Here is a 24,638-nt window from a genome sequence, read left to right on the forward strand (position 1 = left end):
GCAATGGCGATGGGTTAAAGGGAGGAGAACAGGCGCCCGTGGCTGGTGACGGAACAATAGGAAAAGCATGTGACGTGCTGGATCAGGTGGCGGCTTTTGCCCGCCCGGTCCGATTCGCCGAATTGCTGGAAAGCAGCGATTTCCCCAAGGCGACGCTGTATCGGTTTCTGCAGACGCTGACCAATCAGGGGATGCTGTCATATGACCCCGATCGGCAGACATACGCACCGGGATTGCGATTGGTGCGGCTTGCACATGCGGCATGGACGCAAAGCTCGCTGGCGCCGATTGCGCGTCCGTTTCTGGACGAGCTCAGCCGGGAAACCGGGGAAACGGTGCATCTGGCGCAGCTCGATTCCAGCCAGGTGCTGTATGTCGATAAGCGCAACGCCGCTCAGCCCGTCGAGATGTACTCGCAGGCCGGCAAGGTTGGTCCCGCCTATTGCACCGGTGTAGGCAAGGCGATGATGGCCTATCTGGACGAGGCGGCGTTGGATCGCGCGGTATCGCAGCAAAGCTATCACCGGTTTACCGACAAGACGCTGACCTCCGAGGCGGCGCTGCGGGCTGACCTCGACCTGATCCGCAGCCGGGGTTACGCCATCGACGATGAAGAGCACGAACCCGGCATCATCTGCATTGCCTGTCCGATCCTGACCTCGGGCGGGCGGATGCTGGGGGCGATTTCCGTGACCGGATCGACCGAGCGGATGAATTTCGAACAATTGGAAACCTGGGTTCCCCGAGTTCGCCGCGTGGCCGAACAGATCGGAGCCGAAGCACAGGCTTGGCGGTTCCCTGAGACCCGCCCAAGCGCCGAAACAGACAGGATGCAAGCGACATGACGGGTGTGACTTTGAATCAGGCGATCAAGCGGTATGGCGAGACGCAGGTAATTCACGGCATTGATCTGGAAATCGAGGATGGAGAGTTCTGCGTCTTTGTCGGCCCCTCGGGCTGCGGCAAGTCTACCTTGCTGCGGATGATTGCCGGGCTTGAAGAGACCACCGAAGGGCAGATTCATATCGGCGCGCGTGACGTGACTCATATGGACCCGGCCAAGCGTGGCGTGGCGATGGTCTTCCAGACCTATGCGCTGTACCCTCATATGAGCGTGGCTGAAAACATGGGCTTTGGTCTGCGCATGAACGGGGTCGCCAAGTCCGAGATCGACCAGAAGGTGCAGCAGGCGTCGAATATCCTGAAGCTGGATCAGTATCTCAAGCGCAAACCCAAGGCGCTGTCCGGGGGCCAGCGTCAGCGTGTGGCTATCGGGCGCGCGATTGTTCGGGGGCCTGAGGTGTTTCTGTTCGACGAACCTCTGTCCAACCTTGATGCCGAACTGCGGGTCGAGATGCGGGTTGAGATCGCGCGGCTGCACAATGAGATCGGCGCCACGATGATCTACGTGACCCACGATCAGGTCGAGGCGATGACGATGGCCGACAAGATTGTGGTGCTGCGCGATGGTCGGATCGAACAGGTCGGCGCGCCGATGGATCTGTATCGCGATCCGGACAACCGGTTCGTGGCGGGGTTCATTGGCTCTCCGGCGATGAATTTCCTTGAATGCGACTATGCGGACGGCAAGGTCTCGCACCCGGCGCTTGGCGCACCGCTGGAGGTGCCGGCCAATGTGCCTGCAGGGCAGAGCAAGGTCACGCTGGGTATCCGCCCAGAGCATATCGAGATCGACCGCGCGGGCGACACCTGCACTGTTGATCTGACCGAGGCGCTAGGCGGGGTGAGCTATTCATATCTTCTGACGCCGAGTGGCGACAAGCTGATCGTCGAAGAGCGAGATGACCAGCGCAGTAAACAAGGCGACCGAATCGGCCTTGTCGTTCGCTCGGAACGGACAATGTTGTTCGATCCGGAGACCGGCCAGCGGTTCCGGTAACCCTCACACAGCACCCCAAACCAAACGCGCCGATCCTGCGACCCGGCGCGTTTTTTCTTGGCTTCAATTTTTCTGGATTTTGTATCCAATATCCGTTATGGCGATTTGAAAGGGCCCATTCCGCCCGTCCTGACCCTGCATTTTCAAAGGATAGATCCGATGTCGACCAATGTTTTCACCGGCACCATGCCTGCGCTCATGACCCCCTGTAAGGCGGATCGCACACCTGATTTCGATGCGTTGGTGCGCAAGGGAAAGCAGATGATCGATGCGGGCATGTCGGCTGTTGTCTATTGCGGATCGATGGGCGACTGGCCGCTGTTGACGGATGAGCAGCGCATGGAGGGTGTTGAACGCTTGGTCGCAGCGGGACTGCCCGTTGTGGTTGGCACCGGGGCCATCAACACCAAATCCGCTGTCGCCCACGCAGCACATGCGCAGAAGGTCGGCGCGGTCGGCCTTATGGTAATCCCGCGCGTCCTGTCGCGCGGCACGTCCCCGGCTGCGCAAAAGAACCACTTCAAGGCGATCCTGTCCGCCGCGCCGGATGTTCCTGCGATCATCTACAACAGCCCGTATTATGGTTTTGCCACGCGCGCCGATCTGTTCTTTGCCCTGCGGGCCGAGCATTCCAACCTGATCGGCTTCAAGGAATTCGGCGGCAAGGATGACCTGCGCTATGCGGCCGAAAACATCACCAGTCAGGACGATCAGGTGACCCTGATGGTGGGCGTGGACACTGAGGTTTACCACGGCTTCGTCAATTGCGGTGCGACCGGATCGATCACCGGAATCGGCACCGCCCTGCCGCGCGAGGCCCTGTTGCTGGCCACATTGTCGCAAAAGGCAGCGCAAGGCCATGCCGAGGCGCGTCAGCGGGCGCAAGAGCTGACCGAGGCGATCCAAGTGCTTTCCAGCTTTGACGAAGGCCCCGATCTGGTGCTGTATTACAAGCATCTTCTGGTGCTGAACGGCGAACAGGAATACCGTCTGCACTTCAATGAAACCGATGAGCTGACCGACGCGCAGCGCAACTATTGCGAACAGCAATACGACCTGTTCCGCACATGGTTCGCCGATTGGTCAAAACAGGGTGGAGTGATCGCTGAATGCATGTGATCGACAGCCATACCGGGGGTGAGCCAACGCGGGTCATCCTCGGCGGCGCACCGGATCTGGGCTCTGGCCCGCTGGCCGAGCGCGCCCGCAGGTTGGCGTCCGAGCATGAAGGGTTTTACCGGTCGATCATGCTGGAACCGCGCGGTCAGCCCGCCATGGTTGGCGCGCTATTGGTCGAACCGGTCGACCCGTCCTGCGTGACCGGCGTGATCTATTTCGACGTGGACGCGGTGCTGGGCATGTGCGGTCACGGCACCATTGGTCTGACGGTCACACTGGCGCATCTGGGGCGGATCCGTGCCGGCCGTCACAAGATCGAAACCCCCGCTGGGATCGTGACGGTTGAGCTGCACGATGCCAACACCGTCACCGTCACGAATATCGAAAGCCGCAGGGTCCACAACGATGTGACATTGGATGTGCCGGGCTATGGCGCGGTGACGGGAGATGTTGCCTATGGCGGCAATTGGTTCTTCATCGTCGATCCCAGCCCGATCCCGGTTGAGACCGGCAATATCAGTCAGTTGACTGAAATGACGGTCGCAATCCGTAAGGCCGCGATCGCGCAGGGGATTGGCGGCGAGCAGGGCGAGCCAATCGACCACGTGATCTTTCAGGATGCCTCCCCCGATCCTAAGGTCCACAGCCGCAACTTCGTGCTGTGCCCGGACGATAACTACGACCGTTCGCCCTGTGGCACCGGCAGTTCAGCGCGTCTGGCCTGCTTGGCTGTGGACGGGGCGCTGGCCCCGGGAGAGGAAATCGTCCAGCACAGCGTCATCGGCAGCGCCTATCGGCTGTCCTATCAACCGGGGCCGAACGGAGGGGTCATCCCCTCGATCACCGGGCAGGCGCATATCATTGCCGAGACGACGCTGATATTTGACACGACCGATCCATTCAAAGAGGGCATAGAGCTATGACCAAGCAGGTCGTTGTGATTGGCGCCGGTATCATCGGTATCACAACGGCGCTGGAATTGCAGCGCCGGGGCCATTCTGTTCTGGTGCAGGATCGCGAAGGCGTCGCCGCACAGGCTTCGGCCGGAAATGCGGGTGCCTTTGCCTTTTCCGAGGTTGAACCGTTGGCAACCCCCGGCATCATGAAAAAGGCTCCGAAATGGCTGCTGGACCCGCTGGGGCCGCTGTCCATTCCGCCCGCCTATGCTTTGAAGATTGCGCCTTGGATGTATCGGTTCTGGCGCGCCAGTCGTCCGCGACGTTACACGGATCTCCTGCACGCCCAAGCCAGCTTGATGGACTTGTCCAGCGCAGCTCTGACCCGGCTGATCGCATCGGTGGATGGCGAGGCGATGATGCAACGCGATGGGCAGATGCAGCTATATGAAAGCGAGGCCGAGTACCGCGCCAGCCTGCCCACGTGGGAGTTGCGCCGTCAGCATGGGATTGAATTCGAGCTTCTGGAAAGCCGCGAAGCGATTGCCGAACGACAACCCGGACTCAGCCCTCGGTTCACCCATGCCGGGTTTACGCCGAACTGGATCAACACTCTCGATCCCAAGAAGTGGGTCGAGCATCTGGCGCAGGCTTTCCGGGACCGTGGTGGCCGGATCGAACATCAGGAGATACGTGCGCTGACGCCCACCGACAGCGGCGTAAGGGTCACCCTGACAGAAAGTGAGGTTGAGGCGGACAAGGTCGTGCTGTGCGCAGGGGCGTGGTCGCATCACCTCGCGCGGACACTCGGTGATCAAATCCCGTTGGAGACCGAGCGCGGCTATAACACGACCCTCCCCGAGGGCGCGTTTGACCTGCGGATGCATCTGACGTTCTCGCGCCACGGTTTTGTGGCCAGCCGGATCAATGGCGGCGTCCGGATCGGTGGCGCGGTGGAACTGGGTGGCTTGGACCTCCCCCCGAATTTCAAACGGGCCGATACTTTGCTGCAAAAAGCGACGCAGTTTCTGCCCGGTCTGAACACCGAGGGCGGCACGCAATGGATGGGGTTCCGCCCGTCGCTGCCCGACAGCCTGCCGGTGATCGGAACTTCGTCGCACGCAAGGGACGTGATCTATGCGTTCGGCCACGGCCATCTGGGCCTGACCCAATCGGCAGGAACGGCTGAACTGGTCGGCGCTTTGATTGACGAGCAGTCTGCCCAGATTTCACTGACGCCATTTTCGGCCTCCCGTTTTTAAGGACAGAACATGCGCAGCAGCAAGACTATTCATGTGATCTCGGCCCATGCCGAAGGGGAAGTGGGTGATGTGATCGTTGGCGGTGTTCAGCCGCCGCCCGGCGCGACTATTTGGGAACAGCGTGCCTTCATCGCGCAGGACCAGACCCTGCGAAACTTTGTGCTGAACGAACCTCGCGGCGGTGTTTTCCGGCACGTCAACCTGCTGGTGCCGCCGAAACATCCCGAGGCCGACGCCGCCTTTATCATCATGGAGCCGGAAGATACGCCGCCCATGTCCGGCTCGAACTCGATTTGCGTGTCCACCGTTCTGCTGGATGGCGGGATCATCCCAATGCAGGAGCCCGAGACCCTCATGACGCTTGAAGCCCCGGGCGGGTTGGTGAAGGTCCGGGCCGAATGCCGAAACGGCAAGGCCGAGCGCATTTTCGTGCAAAACCTGCCCAGTTTTGCCGACAAGATTTCCGTTCCGCTGGAGGTCCCGGGCATCGGCACCCTGACCGTGGATACGGCCTATGGCGGGGACAGCTTCGTTGTGGTCGATGCTGCGGCGCTGGGGTTTGAAATCGTCGAAAACGAAGCCCGCGACATCGCGCGTATGGGTGTGGCCATCACCAACGCGGCCAATGATCAGCTTGGCTTTGCCCACCCCGAGAACCCGGATTGGGATCACATCTCCTTCTGTGCCTTTTGCGGGCCGCTTGAGCAGACGGAAACCGGCCTGACCGGCAAATCCGCAGTCGCCATTCAGCCGGGCAAAGTTGACCGGTCCCCCACCGGTACGGCGGTCTCGGCGCGGATGGCCCTGATGGCCGCAAAGGGTCAAATGACGGTCGGTCAAACGTTCGAGGCGGTCTCGATCATCGGATCGCGCTTTACCGGACGGATTGTCGAGCAAGCCCAAGTCGGCGACCGCCCAGCCATTGTCCCCGAAATCAGCGGCCGAGGCTGGATCACCGGCACGCACCAACATATGCTGGACCCGGATGACCCCTGGCCCGGCGGGTATCGGTTGAGCGACACGTGGGGTGTTTGATACAGGCCAGCCCGCTTGAAGTGGTGAACGGGCCTCTCTACTTATAGATGAGTAGAGTTTCTCAAAAGAGCTTCAGTGAAGATCCGCTTTGCGGCCTTGATCATGGCTGTCGCGGGCGTGATTTGGTCTCTCGACTCCAAACCTGACTACACCGAAATTTCTGCGATTTGCATGGTTAACAGGGGCAGTATGGACCACGTGGTTGCCACCTGCTCAACTCTGATGGAGCTTGAGACACTGCCCCCACGCAACAATGCAGACTTCTGAGCGCACGCGGCTGGGCCTACCACAGGGGCAAACACTACGGTGCGGCCATTGCAAATTACAAAGGGGCGTCAGAGTTTCACTCCGAAGATACGACCCCGATGCCACGGCGGGCTTTGGCACTGGACGCGATCGGGGATGTCTCAGCGGCGGAGGCTGATTTTGCTCGGGTTTTGCAAATCGATCCAGATAGCACGGATGCGTTGGATGGTAAGGCCGCTTTAGAAGCGCGCCATGGGAACACGCAGGCTGCTATTAGGCTGTGGGAGCGGGTCTTGTAGATCAACGCAAGCCGCAAAGAAGCGGGCATGTCACTGGTGAACGCGCATTTCTTACTGAACGGAATTGACGCTTCGAAACAGTTTCTGGCTCAGGCCGAGAAACGCTGGCCAAATCAGACCTGGGTTCCTATGTGGCAGCTGCTTCTTCACCTGAATACAACAGGTGATCTCGAAGGCGGCCTTGCGGCAACAAATAGAGCCGCGCAGCTGGAGCAGAACGCAGTCACAAAACTGTACCTGCCGGCTTTGGTTCGCCTAAAGATAGATGATGAGAAGAAGGGCGTGGAATTCGTTGAAGAATTCTCTCAATGGTCCGAACAACGGACCCACGCACGGAAGGGGGTTGTCAAAAGATGGTCTCAAAGAGTGGATGAATGGTTGGCCTTCGCGGGAATCGGGATTGGATAACTCGATCTCGGGTGTATGCGGATCTTGGAAGAACTGATCTCGCGAAGCTCGATATTGACATGTTTCTGCAAAATGCTGGACGCCGTGATCGGTCGTTTTTCTTATGCCTCATTCGAGAAGCTGGTGTTCCGGTACCACCAGAGGCCGAGGCCGGTTCTGCCGATCATTTGAATGAAACGATTGCAGACTACGTCCAGCAACTTGCGGCTTCCACCGGCTTTGCGGATCTTGGGCCGCAGTAGAGAATTTAGGCGCTGTGGCCCTTGCAACGCTGCCAAAAGTGAAATGGCTTACTGCAGATTAGAGTGACCGTGTCAATTTGCGCCTCCTCTAAAGGATTGATCCGAAACCCAACCTGTTTTATGGGAGGCCCTGTCAAATCAGAGTCACCCTTGGGGCGGTAGGATTCTCGCGCCCCATCCGCAGCCACGAATACGTGGCACACTCTTGGATCGCACGCCCCGAAAGGCTTAAAAAAGGTAAAAGAATATGGCAGAAAAATCGAACTTCGATATATTGTATACCATTGTAGACGAAGCGCCCGAGCTGGCCAGCGCGTCGTTCCTGCCCATCATTCGCAAGTTCGCCGGTGCTGCAGGTGTCAGCGTTGGCACCAAGGATATTTCGCTGGCGGGCCGTATTCTGGCAACCTTTCCGGAAAACCTGACCGATGCACAGCGCATCACCGACGATCTGGCCGCGCTGGGTGAGTTGGTGAAAACGCCTGAGGCCAACGTGATCAAACTGCCGAACATCTCGGCCTCGGTCCCGCAGTTGGTTGCTGCGATCGAAGAGCTGCAGGCGCAGGGCTACGATATCCCGAACTATCCCGAAGAGCCTGCAAACGACGCCGAAAAAGCGATCCGCGCGCGTTACGACGCCATCAAAGGCTCGGCCGTGAACCCGGTTCTGCGCGAAGGCAACAGTGACCGCCGCGCGGCAAAGGCTGTTAAAAACTACGCTCAGAACAACCCGCATTCGATGGGCGAGTGGTCCGCAGACAGCAAAACCAAAGTCTCGTCGATGTCGGATAACGATTTCTACGCAAACGAAAAATCGGCCACCATCACTGCAGCGCAGGCCGGTGATGCAAAGATCGAGTTCGTCGGCAAAGATGGCAGCGTGACCGTTCTGAAAGACGGTTGGACGCTGGACGAAGGCACCGTGGCGGACGCGACCTTCATGTCGGTCAAAGCCCTGTCTGCGTTCCTGGCGGACGCCATCGAAGACACCAAGAAAGACGGCACCATGTTCTCGCTTCACATGAAAGCGACCATGATGAAAGTGTCCGACCCGATCATCTTTGGCTATGCGGTCAAAGCCTGGCTGGCCCCGGTGTTCGAGAAATTCGGTGCCGAACTGGACGCGCTGGGTGTGAACCCGAACTCGGGTCTGGGTGACCTGCTGGATCGCGTCAAGGACAATGCCGAGATCGTGGCCGCCATCGACGCGCTGAAAGGCGACCGTCCGTCGATGTACATGGTCGACAGCGACAAGGGCATCACCAACCTGCACGTGCCGTCGGACGTGATCATCGACGCCTCGATGCCTGCCGTGATCCGCGCAGGTGGCAAGGGCTGGGATGAGACCGGGGCCAAGGGCGACACCAACTGTGTGATCCCCGACCGCTGCTATGCGCCGGTCTATGACGAAGCGATCAACTTCTTCAAAGCCAATGGCGCGCTGAACCCGGCCACTGCCGGTGCCGTCGCCAACGTTGGCCTGATGGCGCAGAAGGCCGAGGAATATGGCTCGCACCCGACCACGTTCCAGGCCCCTGCAGATGGCACCATCCGCATCGTTCTGGCCAATGGCGAAACGCTGCATGAGCACGCGGTCGAAAAGGGCGACATCTGGCGGTCGTGCACCGTCAAGAAAGCGCCGATCGAGAACTGGATTCAGCTGGCCATGGACCGTCAGCGCCTGACCGGGTCCGAGGCGATCTTCTGGCTGGACGCAAACCGCGCCCACGATGCCGAACTGATCAAATACGTCAAACCGGCGCTCGAAGCTGCTGGCGTGGCCGACAAGTTCCAGATCATGGCGCCGCGTGAGGCGACCCGCCAATCGCTAGAGACCATCACGGCAGGTAAGGACAGCATTGCCATCACCGGCAACGTGCTGCGGGATTACCTGACCGACCTGTTCCCGATCCTGGAACTGGGCACTTCGGCCAAGATGCTGTCAATCGTCAAGCTGATGAATGGTGGCGGTCTGTTCGAAACCGGTGCCGGCGGTTCGGCCCCGAAACACGTGCAGCAGCTGGTCGAAGAAAACCACCTGCGGTGGGACTCGATGGGTGAGTTCTGTGCGCTGGGTGAATCGCTGAACTTCCTAGCCGACAGCAAGGGTAACGCCAAAGCAGGCGTTCTGGGTGCCGCGGCCGAGGCTGCAACGCAGGGCATTCTGGACAACAACAAGTCGCCCAGCCGTAAAGTTGGCCAGCCCGACAATCGTGACAGCCACTACTGGTTTGCACGCTACTGGGCCGAGGCTTTGGCCGCGCAATCCGACGATGCGGAGCTGGCGGCTGAATTTGCCCCCATTGCCAAGGAACTGGCCGACAAGGAAGTACAGATCCTGGGTGAACTGGCGGCCGCACAAGGCGCGCCCGCCGATCTGGGCGGGTACTATCACACCGATCCCGCCAAGACTGCAGCAGTCATGCGCCCCAGTGCGACTCTGAACGCGATCATCGGCTGATTGTGTAGGGCCACGCCTTTGGGCGTGGCTTTTACGTTTCAAATCAGAGTGTTGAAAAGAAAAAGGGGCTGACCCCCAAAGTCAGCCCCTTTTTGAGTGAGTGGGGAGGCAAAGTCTCTCCGGTTAGTTGTCTGCAGAATATCACTTCCAGCGCGGCTGGGTATTGGGGGTTTCCCTTAGGCGCTTTGGCCGGGGCGCTGAACCGGAAGGCCCCGGACAAAAAAGGGGCCGGTCCTGAGACCAGCCCCTTGGTGGTTAGTTGAACCGTGGGATCAGTTCGACGCTGCCATCAGTTTTTCATTGTGCTCACGCAGAGTGTCCGAAACGATGGCGTACCATTCGCCGGATTCCCGCATCTCGTTCAGGCCTTTGTTCAGCATCGCCAGATATTGTTTTCCGAACGGGTTGCTGCGGTGGCTGATGAAACGCAGTGAGGACAGCGAAGTCACAAACGGGTTTTCCACCAGATCGTTCGAGGTCAAGCCCATTTCCACCATGGTGTCCGAGAACAGCTGAACCTCGAAGGTTGCAACGTCGGCGGTGCCGGTCAGAACAGCGTCAAGGCACTCACGCGCAGTGATTGGCTGCATCAGGGTCATGGTGTCGCCGTTGTGTAGACCTTCTTGTTCAAGGTCGTGGATGAACCATCCATCCATACGGCAGATTGTTGCGCCTTCCAACTGAGTGAACGTGGTGGCGTTTGCGTAGTCGCTTTCTGGCAGGGTGTAGAAACCGACAACGATGTCATAGACTGGGACGGATGCGTCAAATTGGGTGCAACGCACTTCGGTTTCCCATGACCACTCATAGGTGCGGTTGGTGCAGTCTGGCATGTTCCACGCCATCGACACGTCAAATGCACCCAGCGGCAGCAGTGTTTCAAGGTGCGAGTTCCAGTCGTCAACGAAGCTGACCGAATAATCCCGCGCGTTGCCGCCACGCTGCAGCGCGGTAGTGCCCAGACGGGTGATCGCGCCACCACCGTTCAATGATTCATCGGCAAACGGTGCCCAGCCGTTACCGGTTACCAGCTTGATGGGCGGCTGATAAACGCTTGACCGCTTGACGCTGGCTGCTCGTGCTTCTTCGGCTGCGATGATTTCCTGTGCGGACTGACCGTTCGGCAGGCTGCCGTCTTCACAGGGCAGGGCCAGTACAAGACCGGGTGCCAGGTCGTTCGGGTTGGTGATGACGTTGCGGTTTGCGTTGAAGATCGGCTGATAGTTCGACGTGCCATAGGCTGCAATGGCGATTGTGGCCATCGTGTCGCCGTCTTCGACGGTATAGTTCGAACAGGCTTCCTGCGCTGCGGCTGCGCCTGCGGTGAGTGTGAGGACGGCCGTAGCCGTCATCACCTTGATGTTTAGTTTTTCTTTCAGCATTTTTTCTTCCTCCCGTGGGTTGGAATGTTGAAAATGAAACCTTAGCCAGAAGCAGCTAACAGTCGTTCGTTGTGCTCGTTCAGCGTGTCTGAGATGATGGCGTACCATTCACCGGATTCTCGCATTTCGTGCAGCCCCTTGTTCAGCATCGCCAGATACTGTTTCCCCATCGGATTGGACCGGTGGGTAATGAAGCGGAGCGCAGAGAGGGTCGAGACATAGGGGTTTTCGACCAGGTCTTTCTCGTTCAACCCCATCTCGGCCATGGCGTCGGCGAACAGCTGCACTTCGAAGGTCGCGACGTCCGCTGTCCCGGTCATGACCGCATCCAGGCATTCCCGCGCGGTGACGGGCTGAATCAGGTCAATGGTTTTTCCGGGGTGCAGCCCCTCTTGTTCGAGGTCGTGAATGAACCAGCCATCCATGCGGCAGACAGTTGCGTCCTTCAGGTCCTCAAAGCTTGTCGCGGCGGCAAAGTTGCTTTGCGGCAGCGTGTAGAAGCCCAGAACGATGTCATAGACCGGAGCCGAAGCATGGAACTGTGTGCAGCGGATTTCAGTTTCCCACGACCAATCATACGTGCGGTTGGTGCAGTCCGGCATGTTCCAGGCCATCGATACGTCAAACGCAGCCAAAGGCAGCAGCGTTTCGATATGCGAGTTCCAGTCGTCCACGAAGCTGATCGAATAGTCATGAGAGTTGCCGGCCCGGTGCAGAGCCGTGGTGCCCAAGCGGGTGATAAACCCCCCACCATTCAGAGTTTCATCTGCGAAGGGTGCCCATCCGTTACCCGTTACCAGCTTGATCGGCGCCTTGAACGCGCTGCTGTGATTGGAATTGGCGTAGCGTTCCTGCTCTGCCGCGATGATTTCGCGGGCACTTTGACCGTTCGGCAGGCTGCCATCTTCACACGGCAGGACCAGAGACAACCCCGGCGACAGATCATTCGGGTTGCTGATCGCATTCCGGTTGGCGTTGAAGATCGGCTGATAGTTCGATGTGCCGTAGGCAGCAATGGCGATGGTGGCCATGGTGTCACCATCTTGCACGGTATAGTTCGTACACGCTTGCTGGGCGGCAGCGGCTCCGGCGCTTAGTGCGATGACTGCAGCAGAGGTCATCACGACGTTTTGGAGCGGTAGTTGGGGCATTAGGTAGTTTCTCCAGGTAGTATTTGAGAGGGCTATTTGTTGTTTCAGCCGTTTTCCATCTGATGGCGCAGGGCGGTCGAGACGATGTCTCGCCATTCTCCGGATTGCTGCATGATCGCCAGACCCTGGTTCAGCGTCTCAAGGATCGCCTCTCCATCCGGATTATCTTTGTGGGTCATGACGTTAAGCGACTTGATCGCCGCCAGGTTGGGGTTTTCGATGATGCGGTGCTCGTATCCCAGCCGTGCGATTGCCTCGACCGCCAGATGGGCTTCGATCGCAACGATATCGGCCGTGCCTTCCATGACCGCGTGAAAGCAGGCATCCGGCGAAACGGGGCGCATCAGAGTGATCGCTGGCTCGTAAAGGCCCACCGCGTCCATGTGCGACAACGACCAGCCCTCGGGACGGCAGATCGTGGTGCCTGCAAAATCGGCATAGGTCAGGGTCTGTTCATAGCCCGAACCTTCACGGGCAAAGAATGTGTCCACGACCTCGTAGAACGGGTTCGAGAAGTTGTAGGTTTCACAACGCGCGCGGTCCTTGTCGGACAGTGTTGCGGCCTCTTCGCAATTCGGTCGCGACCAGGGGAATGTGGCGTCAAAGGCCAGAGTCGGCATCAACAGGTCCAGATGCGAGGACCAATCGTTGACGAACTGGATCTTGTAGCTTTGCTCGGGCGCGGCACGCAGCATCGCGGTTTCCACCAGATTGGTGTAAAGGCCGCGATTGGGCAGAGCCTCGTCGGTGAAAGGCGCATAGTCGCCACCGGTGATCAGCAGCAGCTGTCTGTCCCGAATTTCCGGACGCTCACCTTCATCCGCGTTGCGGATCAGGGCGGCCCCCTCGGCACGGGCGGCTTCGATCTCTTTTTTGGCCTCGGCCTTGGCTGCGATCACGGCTTCTTCGCTGGCCTTTTTGGCTTCGGCTTCAGCCTCAGCAACGCGGGCTTCGGCGTCGGCGATTGCCTTGGCGGCCCGCTTTTCGGCGGCCTTTACCAGTTCCGCCGCCATTTCAGCGGCCATCGCTTCGGCTTCGGTCTGCGGTGCAGCCGGGGCCCGCCCGATATCCTCAAGGCAGGGCAGGGTCAGGACGTCGCCCACCCGGATGATATTCGGGTTGTTGCCGATCACGTCGCGGTTGGCATCAAAGATGATGCGGAAGTCCTCGGTCGAATACACTTCGATCGTCAACTCGCGCAGGCTGTCGCCGCGTTGGATTTCGTAGGTCGAGCACGCTTCTTGCGCCGAGGCGGTGCCGGCCGCGGCAGCTAGTGCCAGGCTGGAGATGAACAGATGAGGTTTCATGGGTCCTGTAGCTTTGCCTTGGTTAGTTTTTTGTAAGTTTCACGACGCCGATCGAGGCATTGTCCTGATCGGGATCGCCCTTGGTGCGGAGGGCCTGCCAAAGCGCGTCGGCGATGTCCTGTGCCCAGGCGTTCGAATTGCTTTGGACGATGGACTGAATTTCGGCGTTGCTGAGATATTGCAACCCGTCGCTGCCCAGGATCAGCACGTCCGAAGCGGTCAGCTCCAGCGGCGTTTCGGGGCAATCGACCTTGGGGATTGCAGCCCCCATTATGACCGAGGTCAGCTGGTTGCGGTCGGGATGCGCCTGTGCTTCGGCCTCGGTCAGTTTGCCTTCGCTCACCTGCGCGTCGATCGCCGGAGCCATCGAGTGATCTTCGTTGATCTGGCGCAGAACCCCGTCGCGGAACAGGTACAAGGGGCTGTCACCGATCGAGATCCAGAAGGCGCGGTGACCAAGCAACAGCAGCCCCAGCAGGGTCGACCCCATGTTGAATTTGTCGCCTTTGTCCTCGCAGTGGAATGCGATCGAAGCGTTGGCTTGCATTGCCGCCAGTGGCAGGGCGTCTACCACTGCCGATTCTGACAAGGGCGTATTCTCAAGCTCGGCGTCCAGCGACTCGCGCCAGGCTGAGACCACCAACTCCGATGCAACCTCGCCCGCCGCGTGGCCGCCCATACCATCTGCAACTACGACGTAGCCTGCATCCGCTGCATCGAACATGCGTGCGGCAATCGCGTCTTCCTGCGTCTCGCGCTGACCCTGATCCAGGATCAGCGCAATATCATATGCCGGTTGCGCCAGCATCTATCAGGCATCCCGCCAGTCAAAGCCGTCATCGCAGAAGGCGGCAAAGCGGATCGAGGTTTCGCTGATGCGGATCAGGTCGCCGCTCGACAGCGCGACGGTGCTGAGAACCGGCTTGCCGTTCAGGCGGACCAGATTGGCCTTGCCGCCATGACCCAGATAGCATTTGCGATCTTCGGGATCATAGGCAATCACCGCATGGTTGCTGCGCGAAATACCGGTGTCGCCAAAGTCCAGTTGAATGGCCTGATCATCGTTGCGGCCAATCTGCATCAGGCCTTCGGTCAGCGTGATGCATGCACCCCGGCCCGGGCCAGAGGTGACAACCAGCCAGCCAACCGGGAAGGTCTCTTGCGCGGCTTCAGTCTTGGCCACCGGTTCCGAAGTTTCCATCAGGTCCTGAACATGGGTGTCTGCACGTTCGAACCCCAGGAAGGTGGTCTTGACGCGGCCACGACGATCATCCGCCGCAGGCGCCGCGACCGGTTGTTGCGGTTCCGGCTGAACTTCTGGTGCGGGCTCGACCTGCGCCACAGGTTCGGGCTGTACCACAGGTTCGGGTTGAGTCAGTTCAACGGCTTCGACGACCACCTCGACAACCGGCTCTTCCTGAGTGGGCTGTTCCTCGGTAACGTCTTCCTCGGTGGCGACGTGCAGGGTCACGACCGGCTCTTCCGGTTCGGGTTGAGCTTCGGGCGCCTCGAAAATATTGTCCTCGGCTTCCGCGACGACCGCGGCCACGATGACCTCGTCTTCTGCGTCGTCGGTAGCTTCTTCCGAAAACTCGGGCATCTCTTCTTCGGGGATCAGGTCATCACTGTCCTCGTAGCTTTCCGAAGACATGTTGCCACCGCCCAATGCAGCGCGAAGCGCATTGAAATCTGCAATCGGCTGAGGCGCTTCAGCCTCAGGCGCGGTGGTTTCTTCCACCTTGGTTTCGGCTTCGGGTTCCTTGGCTTTTCCGGCACCTTCAAGCAGCCGACTAAGAGGGCTTTTGTATTTGAACATGATGTCGATACCTTTGCTTTCTTTCACAGAACCTGCGTCCTGCGGGCTGCTACTCGCCTCTGCGCGCATCGGCACAACGGCACTTTTGATCCGGAAACCAAACCAAATTTTATCTGCCGCGACGGGCGGGTCCCCGTCAGGGTGGCGGATTTCCGGGCGCCACCCTCAGCTTTCACAACGCGGCAGATCACTCCTGCGCCAACTGCATCACGGCGTCCGTCTGGGCACCATCGCGCAACACAGTCAGGCGCGCCTGCGACTGTTTTTCCGCGACCAATCCGTCCAGCATGGCATCCAGGCTTACCTGCCCGTCGATAGCCAACCCGGTCTGCGCTTCCGAGACCAGAACATCGCCCCGTTGCAAATCACCGGCTGCATCCGCAGGCACAGTGGTGACAACAGTTGTCCAGTTCTGACCATCCTCGTTGCGAACGGTAAAGCCATAGCCGTTTTCCAGCCCGATGGCGCGGAAGGCAGGCAAGGCCAGCAACCCGTTCACAGCAAGGGTTTTGCCCAGCGGACGGTAACGGGCCGTCACGCGGATATAGCCATCGGGATCAATTGACAGATCGTCCAGCACCTGCGCGGCGAAGCTTGTGTTTTCGCGGATGGGCTCTCCGTTCAGGGTATAAATCGCATCGCCGCGTTTGACCCAACTACCGATCACCGACATGTCCTGTGCCGGATCAACACCGGTCACGGCGATAATGCTTCCGGTCGATGCGCGACGTCTGGACGTCTGGAACGGAATTTCGACATCCCAATGCGAGAAGGCAACCTGTGTTTCTGCCGGGGGTGCTGAAACGGCCGGGGCAGGTTCAGTTGTAACGGTCTCTGCCGACTGGACCTCTTCTGGTTCAGCCGATTGTGCCGGTGTCTGCTCGACAGGTGCCTGCGTTGGTTCTGCCGCAACCGGGGCCGGCTCAACCTGTTCCGACGCGGTTTCTGTGGTGGCGACCAGCTCGACAGGTTCTTGCGTTACTGCCACCTGTTCTTCTGTTTCCTGAGCTGCAGGAGCAGATGCAACCGCGACGTCCTGTGCCGGTTCGGATTTGTCACCGGACATCAGGAAATACCCGCCCGCTGCCAGACCAACCGCGACGACAGCTGCACCGGCAATCAGTTTGCCACTGCCGCCCGATCCGCTTTTGACAACGGTATCAACCGCGACGGCGGCTTCTTCTTTGGGTGTGAACTTGGCGAGTTCATTTTCGTCTTTGTCTTCATTGCCCAGGGCAAGATCGGCATTTCCGGCCAGCAGGGCAGTGACCACAGCTTCGGCATTTTCGCTTTCGGCTTTGATCCGGGCCTTTTCGGCCTCTTCATCCTTGCGGTCCATGCCCACGATGACCGAGACCGGGCGGTAGTCGAACGTATCAAACATGACGTCCGGGCCGCGGAACATGCGCAGCCAGTCCAGCGCGGTTTGCAAACGGTCGGTGACGTGCACCTCCATCGCCTTGTCGATCGCTTCAAGGAACCCTTCGGGATAGCCTTTGAACCGTCCAGCCAGCGGGGTGTAGGGGTCTTCCTGACTGTTGTTGAAGGCGTTCAGGCGGGTCTGGCCGTCAATCGGGCGCTCGCCGCTGATGGCGTGGTACAACGTTGCGGCCAGAACATAGAGGTCGCTGCTGGGGCCTTGATCGGCTCCGCGCACATAGAATTCATGGGGCGAGTATCCGTCCTTGATCACCCGCAGGGTCAACAACGCAGCGGATTGGTTTGCGGCCTGTTCGCGCGCGGCGCCGAAGTCGATCAGAACCGGCTCACCGTTTTCATTGATCAGGATGTTGTCGGGCGAGATGTCCCGGTGCAACATGCCGCTTTGGTGGATGAACGACACCGCCGACAGCATCTTCTCGGTGACCTGAACGATGAAATCCGGGCCGGTTTTGTTGTCGGCATTCTCGACATAATCCAGAAGATCACAGCCCTTGATGAAGTCCATCGCGATATAGGCTGTGTCGTTGTCTTCGAACACCTGATGGACGTCGACGATATTGGGATGGACCAGACGCGCGTGGTTGCGCGCCTCTTGAATGAACAAGTCGATGATCGCGCGCAGATCGTCCTTGTGGTCAGGATCGGTTGCTTCAACCAAGTCACCGTTGCGGTGGCACAGCGCACCCGGGAAGCACTCTTTGATTACCACCTCGCGGTCCAGACTGTTGCGGGCCAGATAGGTGATCCCAAAGCCGCCATTGCTGAGGTAACGCAGGATTTCATACTGCCCGTGCAACAGCTTTGCGCCGGGTTGAAGTCCTTCGATTTTCGGTTCGTCGTGCGATGCACCGACCGCCTGGTTGTGGCTCATTTCATTCCGCCCGTTACTGATCGTTTTGCGGTTTACTTAACTGGGCTAAATCGCCCGCGAACTCACAACCAAACACAACCGCAGGACACTTGAGACGGTTAGACGTTTCAAATTTGACTTTATTGGGGCCGCCTCATGGCTTCACTATGGATCGTTTTTTAGGAAACACTACATATTGTTGCTGACAGCTTATCGGCATCTAAATATTGAAAACCATCTTGCACAAAATACAGACGGACCGACTCTTTGTCTCCGCTTGGTCAACGGAGTCGATACGCTCGAGACCCGATTCCACGGGTCTCGAATCGCTGCGTCATGGCGCAATCTTAACGAGAAATTGTTAGGTTCCGGTTTTCGGCTGTACCGAATCCACTCGGCTACCCGCCCAGGCCAGGTTGTCACTGAGTTGCGCGAGGATGCTGATCGCGTCCTTCAGGGGGGCGTCACCGCTTTCGAATTGCAGCAACAACAACAGGTCCGTGGCCTTTTCGAACTCGCCCGGTATCCAATCAGCCTTGGGGTCGATTTCTCCGCCTTGCTCAAGGCGCTCGGCGAAATCCTCGACGATTTCCTGACACGAGTGCAAGAAGGCGGAAGGCTCCATATTGGACGATTCGCGCAGATCCGCGTAGATACTGGCAATTGCGGCCAACCAGTCCTCGAGGATCGGATTTTCCAGAGGGGGCAGCGCAGATTCCAATGCGGCATGTACGGAAACGGCATCAGGTTGTTGCGTCTCGGTCTCGGGGCCGGTCAGTGTCTCCAGAAAGGGCAGAAAGTCCTGTTTCAGATCGGCGCGCGCGGCCTCGAGATCGGCCAGACGACGGTCGGATGCGATCTGCAGTACCTGTTCGGCCAGATTCTGACCGCCGCAGTTTTCCCAGAGGGCGAAATCAGGTTCGGGCTCTTGCGCCATAGCGCGCACGGCCACCGGAGTCCCGATCGGCACGACCGAGCGGAACAGATCGCCCTTTTCCTTGTTGAGCCGTGACACAACACGGTCCAGCGCATCGCGGACCGGCGGCAGATCGGCATGGGTGACCGCCAACAGGCTGTTGGCGCGCAATTCCTGCGGGACTTGTGACCAGAGATGTCGTTCAGTTTCGCGCCATGCGTTGGTGCCATTTGTGCACCAGATGGCGCAATCCACAAACTTCAGCAGATCGAGTGTCTCTTTATACGTATCGTCCAACGCCCCGGTTCCGGGCAGGTCGAACAGTGAGATTTCCTGCAAAGCAGGGGTGTTCAGCCCGACCGAGATAAAATCGGGCGCATCTTCGGCTGCCTTTTCCAGTGCGATTCCGGAATAGGTCTTGGGCTCCTTGTCCCACCAGCCGACGGTGGTTTCCGGTGTGTCGGAATAGGCGACGATCACCAATGGCAGTTTCAGGTGCTGTGGTCCGGTGGGCAGAATGTCTGCCCCGGCCAGCATGTTGGCGAGGCTGGATTTGCCAGCCCCGAATTCCCCGGCGAAACCGATATTTACCGCGTTGGACAGCCGCCCGGCATGGGCAAGTGCGCGTTCGCGCATCTCGTCCAGCGCCGTGTCGGTCGGCAGGTTTTCGGTCGCGGTCAGAAAGCGTTCAAGTTGTTTTACTTCCTGTTCGGTTCCGGGAAATTCGATCATTCCGCAGCCTCTGCTAATCTCTTGTCGATGTCATCCGCGCCAAAGACAGCGCCCAGTTCTTCGGCAATGTGCTGGGCGTGGTCAAAGGCAGCTTGCGCCTGCGCCCGCTCATTGGTTTCGCCACTTCCGGCGCGATGTTCTAGATGCCCGGCCAGTAAGGCCAGATAGTGATCCAGAACCGTATTTAGTCGTTCCAACAAATCGCTGCGCGCGGTGTCCACCAGATCATCACCGATCATCTCGAATTCCTGCACGATCATGCGTTCAGCCCGGGCCACAACACTCTTGCGCGAAATCAGGCGCGAAAGCCAGTTGACCCGCAGTTCGACCGTAATGCCACGGGTCAGCGCGGTGGTGTCGGGGCGGAACCACCGCACGGCACTGGTGTTCATCCGGTTGTCCGTCGGGTCCTGCCAGCCGGGCAGGGCGCGCAGAGCTGCATTGCTTTGCATGTCGATGGTATACAACTCGCTCAGCATCCGTTGGCGCACAACCTGCGTGGCCCCCTGCACAAGCTCGCGCATACGGTCCCGCAGTGGAGTGAAGTTCAGCTCGGTGTCACCACCCTTGGTCAGCAGCGGAGAATCCCCGTTCGGCCCCCGCACCACGACCGATACCGCCTCGGCCACGGTGTCATCCATGACGCCGCGCAGATTGGCCAGAACGTCATCCATGTCATGGACGATACCGGTCGTTTTTTCGGCAACAAGCGTTCGCAGTTCTGTCAGGGTCTTGTTGTTCTCGTCCCCGTTTTCGGCGGTGGGGGTTGTTTCGTCCTCGATAGCGCGCAGATGCGCTCGGCTGCGCTCGACCTCGCCTTGCGCGAAAGTGTTGAGATGCTGCCACGCCATCCGCAGCTGTTCGTTGCGCGGGCCCTCGGTCAGGGCACCGGTGACATGGCGGCGCAGGTCTGGCAGGCCCGAGGCGATCATCGCGGCAAAGCGCAGCACGCCTTCGCGGCTGATCGGGCCGGGGCCCTGTTTGATCTCTTCCACACCGTCCAGATATTGCTTCATCTGCGCCGGATGCGCCCGCAGCCAGGCCAGAACCTCGTCGTGGTTGATGCCGGTCTCGTCACCGGTCAGAGCGTAGTGCGCCCATTGCGCGCTGCCCATCAATACGTCTATGTCCGAGTTTCCAAGGGCTTTTTCCAGACCCTCCATGACATCGGTCCGGACTTTGCCAGCATCTTCGGCACCGCCGCCCAGTTCGTCGACGCGGTTGATGAAGACCACGATTTGGCCCAGCTCAAGGGCCTGCATCAGGCGGAACAGTTTCAGGTCGGCCCGCGACAGGGCCTGATGCGCCGACAGGACCACCACAAAGAAATCGGATTCCTTGAGGTACTGGCGCGAGATTTCTTCGCGGATCAGCAGCGGGTCGTTGACGCCCGGCGTGTCAGTTACCGTCAACGGAAACGGGAAATGGCCGATGTCGAAATAGACCTCGGCCTTGCGGGTGATGTCGCTGTAGAGACCTCGATCCGAGCCCGGATCGTGCTCGCCTGTTTCGGTGGGATCATCCCCGGCGCAGACATAGCGCGCCAGATCGTCCGAGGTCAGTTTTTCAAGGTCGTGATGTTGCCCCAGCAGGTGCTTATAGCTTTCGCCCAGCCGCAGTTTGGCGCGGGTCTTCATCGCCTCGACCTGCTCTTCGATCATCTCGCGCTTATAGCTGTCCTCGTCGTCGGGGAACATGTTGCGCAGCTCTTCGCCCTCGGCGATCAGAGCCTGCCACTGGCGGTTGTCGAAGAAATGGAACTCGGCCCCCGAGGTCCGCCCCGAGGGGTGGCCGAAATGCATATCGGTGATCACCGTTGTCCACGGGTTCACGTCCGATGGCAGGTATTCGGCCTGACCGGTGAAGCCGTTGATCAAACGGGATTTGCCCGCCTTGATCTGCCCGACAAAGGCGATCGAAGGTTTCAGATTTGCTAGATCGCTGACAATGCGAGAGATGAACTGGCGGGTCTCATCATTCGAGGCGCCGTTCATATCTTCGGCAATACGGATTAACTCGCGACGATTAATTTCACTCATAAACCTTACCCTGGTAACTTGTAATCACGGATTGAATTCATCGAAAAATTGAACGAAAGGGGCGCGATCATCCGTCCGGCCTCTTCAAAGAGCCCCACAGGTTGATGACGGCACCCAGTTTGCGCGCCTCATGGACAGAGATTGCAAAACCTTCACCATCGTTCATGATGGCTAGCCCGGCACCTCTGCCGCCCGAGGGGCGCATTACAATCAGTTGCGGGTGATCCATCACAGAGGCTGTGTCGCCATCCCAACCGGCAAGGTCGCGGGCGAAACGGGTCAGCAGATCGGAATCGGGGTGCAGAGCTTCGCCCTCGCCACATGCCCCATCCATCTGCAGCGATACCCCGTCACTGCCTTGGGTCAGAATCCGACCCTGGGCAAATCGTTCCGAACCCTCATAGAACCGTTGGGCCAAAGAGTCGGCGGGGTCTTCCACCGCTGCTTCCTCAGCGGGTGAGGTGTCTTCGGGTTCAGGCTCATCCGGGACGATGGAAATCACCGGGTCCGCGGGTAGCTCGATTTTCTTGCAGGCGCTTTCGATCTCGCTGAAGGTGATGCCCACATCGTCAGCCTCAAGCGCGGTGTCGGGCTGCAGCGAGATCAGTTCCAACGGAGCAGGGGCCGCCGCAATGTCGGTCACCAGCTGTGCCAGCTTGCCGGCCAGTTCCTCGCGGGATTCGGTTTCGAAATCCGGGGCGATGCCGGACTGAACCCGGAACACATCCGTGATCCGAGAGCTGTTGACCTCAATCGCAAGGCAGTCGCCATTGGCGGCGGTGAACTCCAGCCGACGCGGCAGAATAGTGCCGCGAATTGTGCGCAGCACCTTTTCGCGCCGAATCCGGGCCGTTTCCCCCGGAACAGTGACCGCCGGGTTCAGGCGTGCCACAGACGAACGCCCGATATCGTCGAGCATCTCGAGAATGTCCGTATCCATCATGCCGTAACCCCCCTCTGGTCCGGTCTAGACTGCGGCCGCGACGGGCCCCAGGCTGAGATGCGATTTCGTCAGCGCCAACCCAACATTGGCGCTGCTGCGACAGATGTAGCAGACCACATGGTCGGGATATTCCCGGGTCCGCAGAAAGATATTGAGCCGGTCATTCGAAAATACCGCGATTTCGCCGAACCCCGGATTGTCGGCCTCTTCGGCGCCGGCCGCGCGCAGCAAGACCTCAAAGGCCTTGACTCCATCACCCTGAAACAGGTTCGCAACGGCAAGCGCAAGGCTGTCCAGAACGTCCGCGCTGTCTGAATCCAAAGTGTTGGTCCCAAGCAACATCCCTGTTTCCATATCGACATACCCGGCTGCAATACAGTCGGGTATGGTCTCCATAGCAGTGTTCAGTGCGGCGTCGATCGTCATCGTTTGCTACCTGAGATTTTGGTTACAACACACGGAATTCAGCCCCGCCGTTTTCTGCCGCGTTCGGAACGGGGTCAACCGGGTTCTTGGCGTGGCGTGCGAAATGCTCGGCAGCGATCTGGTCGAATTCCTCGAGGAACGCCCGGAACACCTTTTTCATGCTCTCGACATCATCCGGCAAATCCTCATCCGCGGTAACGTCGCGCCACATGGAAGCTGCGCTCAGCGGTGTGGTTGTCGGAACATTCAGCACCACCTCCAGGTCCTCATCCCTGTCGTCCGACGGGGCGGACTCGTTCATTGAGGTGCCGTTCGGCAGAGGAACAACCTGCATGTTCACGAGGCCGCTGGATTCGGGTTCCGGTTCGTATTCGTCCTCGGAACCATTCGACTGCTCGGCCAGCAAGGCGGCAATCGACGATACCGAGACATCGGCGGGTTGTTCTTCGGGTTCTGCGACCGGCGTCTGATCCTGTTCGTTAGTATCCGCCAGTTTGCCTTCCAGGGATGCCATGAACGGCTCCGAGTCTGCCGAGGTGTGTTCTTCCGGGATCTCGGCCGGTTCGTCCATGAGGCTGAGAACATCGTCGTCGTCATCGAGATCTTCATCAGACAGCAGATCGAACGAGTCTTCGTCTGTGAACGCATCCGACACTTCGGCAAGGTTCAGGCTGTGGCTTTCCGTGTCCCGGAAAAAGGCGCGCAGATTGTCGCCTTCGGTTTCCGGTTGCGGTTCAGACACCGGGGTTTCATCCTCCATCTGGGCCCGCAGACGCTCGGCCTCTGCCGCGTCGATGCGTTCTTCGCGGTTGGTTTCTTCGGTGCGGCGCTCAACACGAGCCGGACGGACGGGGAAGCTGGTCACAACCTCATCGTCCTTGGCGGCCTCTGATACCGGGTTCACCAGTTTCAGCGGAGCTGGTTCGTCCACCTGCTCCACCTTTCGTTTCGGACGGATCGGCTGCACGGGTGTGCCCCCTGCCAAGCCGCTGTCGATCTGATAGCGCGTCAGCATGTCGGCGCGGTCGTCCATGATCTGTTCAGTGATCTGCAGGAAGCTATCGACCATCTTGCCGCCGCCACTGCGGGCCCACTGTTCGGCATCGCCGCTTTTGTCCCGGGCAATGATTGCATCACGGGCCGAGAACAGAATCGATCGGTTGAACAGGTGGCCCGCTTCGCGGTTGACCCGGCGCAGCACCTTTTGGCGGTCTTTCGGACCCAGCACATCGGCGCGGGTTACCAGCAGTAAAGAGTTATGCTGCAACCGTTCCGGCAGAGACACCCACGTCGCCCGTTCGGTTTCGCGCCAAGCCTGAGTCGCATGGGTGCACCACAAAACGCCGTTGGCCTGTCCCACCGCACGGCGCCAGACGTCGTTGGAAATCTTTGGGTCAGAGATGCCGGGGGTGTCGATCAGGTCCACCGCTTCCAGAATATCGGCTTCAAGGAAGATGCGTACAAATTGGGCGTCGTTGACACCGACAGATTCCAGCTGATCCAGAGTGATGTTCTCGCGTGTTCCATCGTGACGTTGCACATAGGCCGATTTCTTGCCCCAGCTGAACCAGACAGGTGGCAGCTGTGTGGCGGTGACCTGTGTCGGCAGCGCCTGCGAGCGCAACAGGAAGTTCATCAGCGTCGATTTCCCGGCGCTGAATTCCCCCATCAGCGCAAAGATCGGTTTGCGCCGGGACCACTGCTCGATGCGTTCCCAAGCCTTAGGAGAGACGAAGCGGGTTTGTGTATCTTTTGCCATGTCGCT

At 59.3% G+C, this 24,638-nt stretch carries 20 protein-coding genes; 9 read left to right on the forward strand and 11 right to left on the reverse strand.

The genetic code is table 11. The features are described from left to right. The first annotated feature begins 38 nt into the window (after window positions 1–38). From ACR0KW_RS14515 to ACR0KW_RS14555, 9 genes are all read left to right on the forward strand, one after another. The gene (locus tag ACR0KW_RS14515; protein ID WP_480805619.1) at window positions 39–845 is read left to right on the forward strand and encodes an IclR family transcriptional regulator; all 807 of its coding nucleotides are present in this window, start codon (window positions 39–41) and stop codon (window positions 843–845) included. Continuing rightward, complete coding sequence (locus ACR0KW_RS14520) at window positions 842–1,900, forward strand: ABC transporter ATP-binding protein (protein WP_480805620.1); 1,059 nt, start codon at window positions 842–844, stop codon at window positions 1,898–1,900. The genes ACR0KW_RS14515 and ACR0KW_RS14520 overlap by 4 nt, the downstream gene beginning before the upstream one ends. Window positions 1,901–2,059: 159 nt before the next feature. Then, window positions 2,060–3,019, forward strand: coding sequence for a dihydrodipicolinate synthase family protein (locus ACR0KW_RS14525; protein WP_170326539.1), 960 nt, complete (start codon window positions 2,060–2,062; stop codon window positions 3,017–3,019). Then, window positions 3,010–3,942, forward strand: a complete 933-nt coding sequence (locus tag ACR0KW_RS14530; protein ID WP_480805621.1) for a 4-hydroxyproline epimerase — start codon at window positions 3,010–3,012, stop codon at window positions 3,940–3,942. The genes ACR0KW_RS14525 and ACR0KW_RS14530 overlap by 10 nt, the downstream gene beginning before the upstream one ends. Continuing rightward, window positions 3,939–5,177, forward strand: a complete 1,239-nt coding sequence (locus ACR0KW_RS14535) for an NAD(P)/FAD-dependent oxidoreductase (protein WP_480805622.1) — start codon at window positions 3,939–3,941, stop codon at window positions 5,175–5,177. The genes ACR0KW_RS14530 and ACR0KW_RS14535 overlap by 4 nt, the downstream gene beginning before the upstream one ends. Before the next feature lie 9 nt (window positions 5,178–5,186). Further along, complete coding sequence (locus ACR0KW_RS14540) at window positions 5,187–6,212, forward strand: trans-3-hydroxy-L-proline dehydratase (RefSeq protein ID WP_480805623.1); 1,026 nt, start codon at window positions 5,187–5,189, stop codon at window positions 6,210–6,212. Between the two features lie 572 nt (window positions 6,213–6,784). Then, window positions 6,785–7,165 carry a hypothetical protein gene (locus tag ACR0KW_RS14545; RefSeq protein ID WP_480805624.1) on the forward strand — a complete coding sequence of 127 codons (381 nt, stop codon included), beginning with the start codon at window positions 6,785–6,787 and terminating at the stop codon, window positions 7,163–7,165. 11 nt (window positions 7,166–7,176) lie between these two features. After that, complete coding sequence (locus ACR0KW_RS14550; RefSeq protein ID WP_480805625.1) at window positions 7,177–7,407, forward strand: hypothetical protein; 231 nt, start codon at window positions 7,177–7,179, stop codon at window positions 7,405–7,407. A gap of 247 nt (window positions 7,408–7,654) precedes the next feature. Then, window positions 7,655–9,868, forward strand: a complete 2,214-nt coding sequence (locus tag ACR0KW_RS14555) for an NADP-dependent isocitrate dehydrogenase (protein ID WP_480805626.1) — start codon at window positions 7,655–7,657, stop codon at window positions 9,866–9,868. Window positions 9,869–10,140: 272 nt separating this feature from the next. On the opposite strand, the gene ACR0KW_RS14560 is transcribed toward ACR0KW_RS14555, so the two are convergent. The 11 genes from ACR0KW_RS14560 to ACR0KW_RS14610 all read right to left on the reverse strand — a co-directional run bounded on the left by ACR0KW_RS14560 (window position 10,141) and on the right by ACR0KW_RS14610 (window position 24,632). Continuing rightward, window positions 10,141–11,250 carry a peptidoglycan-binding protein LysM gene (locus ACR0KW_RS14560; protein ID WP_480805627.1) on the reverse strand — a complete coding sequence of 370 codons (1,110 nt, stop codon included), beginning with the start codon at window positions 11,248–11,250 and terminating at the stop codon, window positions 10,141–10,143. A gap of 41 nt (window positions 11,251–11,291) precedes the next feature. Further along, a complete protein-coding gene (locus tag ACR0KW_RS14565; protein WP_480805628.1) occupies window positions 11,292–12,401 on the reverse strand; it encodes a peptidoglycan-binding protein LysM in 1,110 nt (369 codons plus the stop codon). Window positions 12,402–12,445: 44 nt separating this feature from the next. Then, complete coding sequence (locus ACR0KW_RS14570; RefSeq protein ID WP_480805629.1) at window positions 12,446–13,708, reverse strand: type 2 periplasmic-binding domain-containing protein; 1,263 nt, start codon at window positions 13,706–13,708, stop codon at window positions 12,446–12,448. Window positions 13,709–13,730: 22 nt separating this feature from the next. After that, entirely contained in the window at window positions 13,731–14,516 is a 786-nt protein-coding gene (locus ACR0KW_RS14575) for a PP2C family protein-serine/threonine phosphatase (protein WP_480805630.1), read from the reverse strand. A gap of 3 nt (window positions 14,517–14,519) precedes the next feature. After that, window positions 14,520–15,551, reverse strand: coding sequence for an FHA domain-containing protein (locus ACR0KW_RS14580; protein ID WP_480805631.1), 1,032 nt, complete (start codon window positions 15,549–15,551; stop codon window positions 14,520–14,522). A gap of 160 nt (window positions 15,552–15,711) precedes the next feature. Further along, complete coding sequence (locus ACR0KW_RS14585) at window positions 15,712–17,838, reverse strand: protein kinase domain-containing protein (RefSeq protein WP_480805632.1); 2,127 nt, start codon at window positions 17,836–17,838, stop codon at window positions 15,712–15,714. Between the two features lie 340 nt (window positions 17,839–18,178). Next, window positions 18,179–19,465 (reverse strand): dynamin family protein, encoded by a 1,287-nt coding sequence (locus tag ACR0KW_RS14590; protein WP_480805633.1) that lies wholly within the window; start codon window positions 19,463–19,465, stop codon window positions 18,179–18,181. Further along, window positions 19,462–21,504, reverse strand: a complete 2,043-nt coding sequence (locus ACR0KW_RS14595; protein ID WP_480805634.1) for a dynamin family protein — start codon at window positions 21,502–21,504, stop codon at window positions 19,462–19,464. Before ACR0KW_RS14595 ends, ACR0KW_RS14590 begins: the two co-directional genes overlap by 4 nt. A 67-nt stretch (window positions 21,505–21,571) precedes the next feature. Then, window positions 21,572–22,447 carry a hypothetical protein gene (locus ACR0KW_RS14600; protein ID WP_480805635.1) on the reverse strand — a complete coding sequence of 292 codons (876 nt, stop codon included), beginning with the start codon at window positions 22,445–22,447 and terminating at the stop codon, window positions 21,572–21,574. A 24-nt stretch (window positions 22,448–22,471) separates the two neighbouring features. Beyond that, window positions 22,472–22,873 carry a hypothetical protein gene (locus tag ACR0KW_RS14605; protein ID WP_480805636.1) on the reverse strand — a complete coding sequence of 134 codons (402 nt, stop codon included), beginning with the start codon at window positions 22,871–22,873 and terminating at the stop codon, window positions 22,472–22,474. A 22-nt stretch (window positions 22,874–22,895) separates the two neighbouring features. Continuing rightward, window positions 22,896–24,632 (reverse strand): dynamin family protein, encoded by a 1,737-nt coding sequence (locus ACR0KW_RS14610; protein WP_480805637.1) that lies wholly within the window; start codon window positions 24,630–24,632, stop codon window positions 22,896–22,898. Window positions 24,633–24,638 lie beyond the last annotated feature (6 nt).

Source organism: Ruegeria sp. CG11, from assembly GCF_056537245.1.

Coding starts and splice junctions, on each gene's coding strand:
- ACR0KW_RS14520 (WP_480805620.1), top strand. CDS start 842: ATGACGGGTGTGACTTTGAATCAGGCGATCAAGCGGTATGGCGAGACG.
- ACR0KW_RS14525 (WP_170326539.1), top strand. CDS start 2,060: ATGTCGACCAATGTTTTCACCGGCACCATGCCTGCGCTCATGACCCCC.
- ACR0KW_RS14530 (WP_480805621.1), top strand. CDS start 3,010: ATGCATGTGATCGACAGCCATACCGGGGGTGAGCCAACGCGGGTCATC.
- ACR0KW_RS14535 (WP_480805622.1), top strand. CDS start 3,939: ATGACCAAGCAGGTCGTTGTGATTGGCGCCGGTATCATCGGTATCACA.
- ACR0KW_RS14540 (WP_480805623.1), top strand. CDS start 5,187: ATGCGCAGCAGCAAGACTATTCATGTGATCTCGGCCCATGCCGAAGGG.
- ACR0KW_RS14545 (WP_480805624.1), top strand. CDS start 6,785: ATGTCACTGGTGAACGCGCATTTCTTACTGAACGGAATTGACGCTTCG.
- ACR0KW_RS14555 (WP_480805626.1), top strand. CDS start 7,655: ATGGCAGAAAAATCGAACTTCGATATATTGTATACCATTGTAGACGAA.
- ACR0KW_RS14560 (WP_480805627.1), bottom strand. CDS start 11,250: ATGCTGAAAGAAAAACTAAACATCAAGGTGATGACGGCTACGGCCGTC.
- ACR0KW_RS14565 (WP_480805628.1), bottom strand. CDS start 12,401: ATGCCCCAACTACCGCTCCAAAACGTCGTGATGACCTCTGCTGCAGTC.
- ACR0KW_RS14570 (WP_480805629.1), bottom strand. CDS start 13,708: ATGAAACCTCATCTGTTCATCTCCAGCCTGGCACTAGCTGCCGCGGCC.
- ACR0KW_RS14575 (WP_480805630.1), bottom strand. CDS start 14,516: ATGCTGGCGCAACCGGCATATGATATTGCGCTGATCCTGGATCAGGGT.
- ACR0KW_RS14585 (WP_480805632.1), bottom strand. CDS start 17,838: ATGAGCCACAACCAGGCGGTCGGTGCATCGCACGACGAACCGAAAATC.
- ACR0KW_RS14590 (WP_480805633.1), bottom strand. CDS start 19,465: ATGATCGAATTTCCCGGAACCGAACAGGAAGTAAAACAACTTGAACGC.
- ACR0KW_RS14595 (WP_480805634.1), bottom strand. CDS start 21,504: ATGAGTGAAATTAATCGTCGCGAGTTAATCCGTATTGCCGAAGATATG.
- ACR0KW_RS14600 (WP_480805635.1), bottom strand. CDS start 22,447: ATGATGGATACGGACATTCTCGAGATGCTCGACGATATCGGGCGTTCG.
- ACR0KW_RS14605 (WP_480805636.1), bottom strand. CDS start 22,873: ATGACGATCGACGCCGCACTGAACACTGCTATGGAGACCATACCCGAC.
- ACR0KW_RS14610 (WP_480805637.1), bottom strand. CDS start 24,632: ATGGCAAAAGATACACAAACCCGCTTCGTCTCTCCTAAGGCTTGGGAA.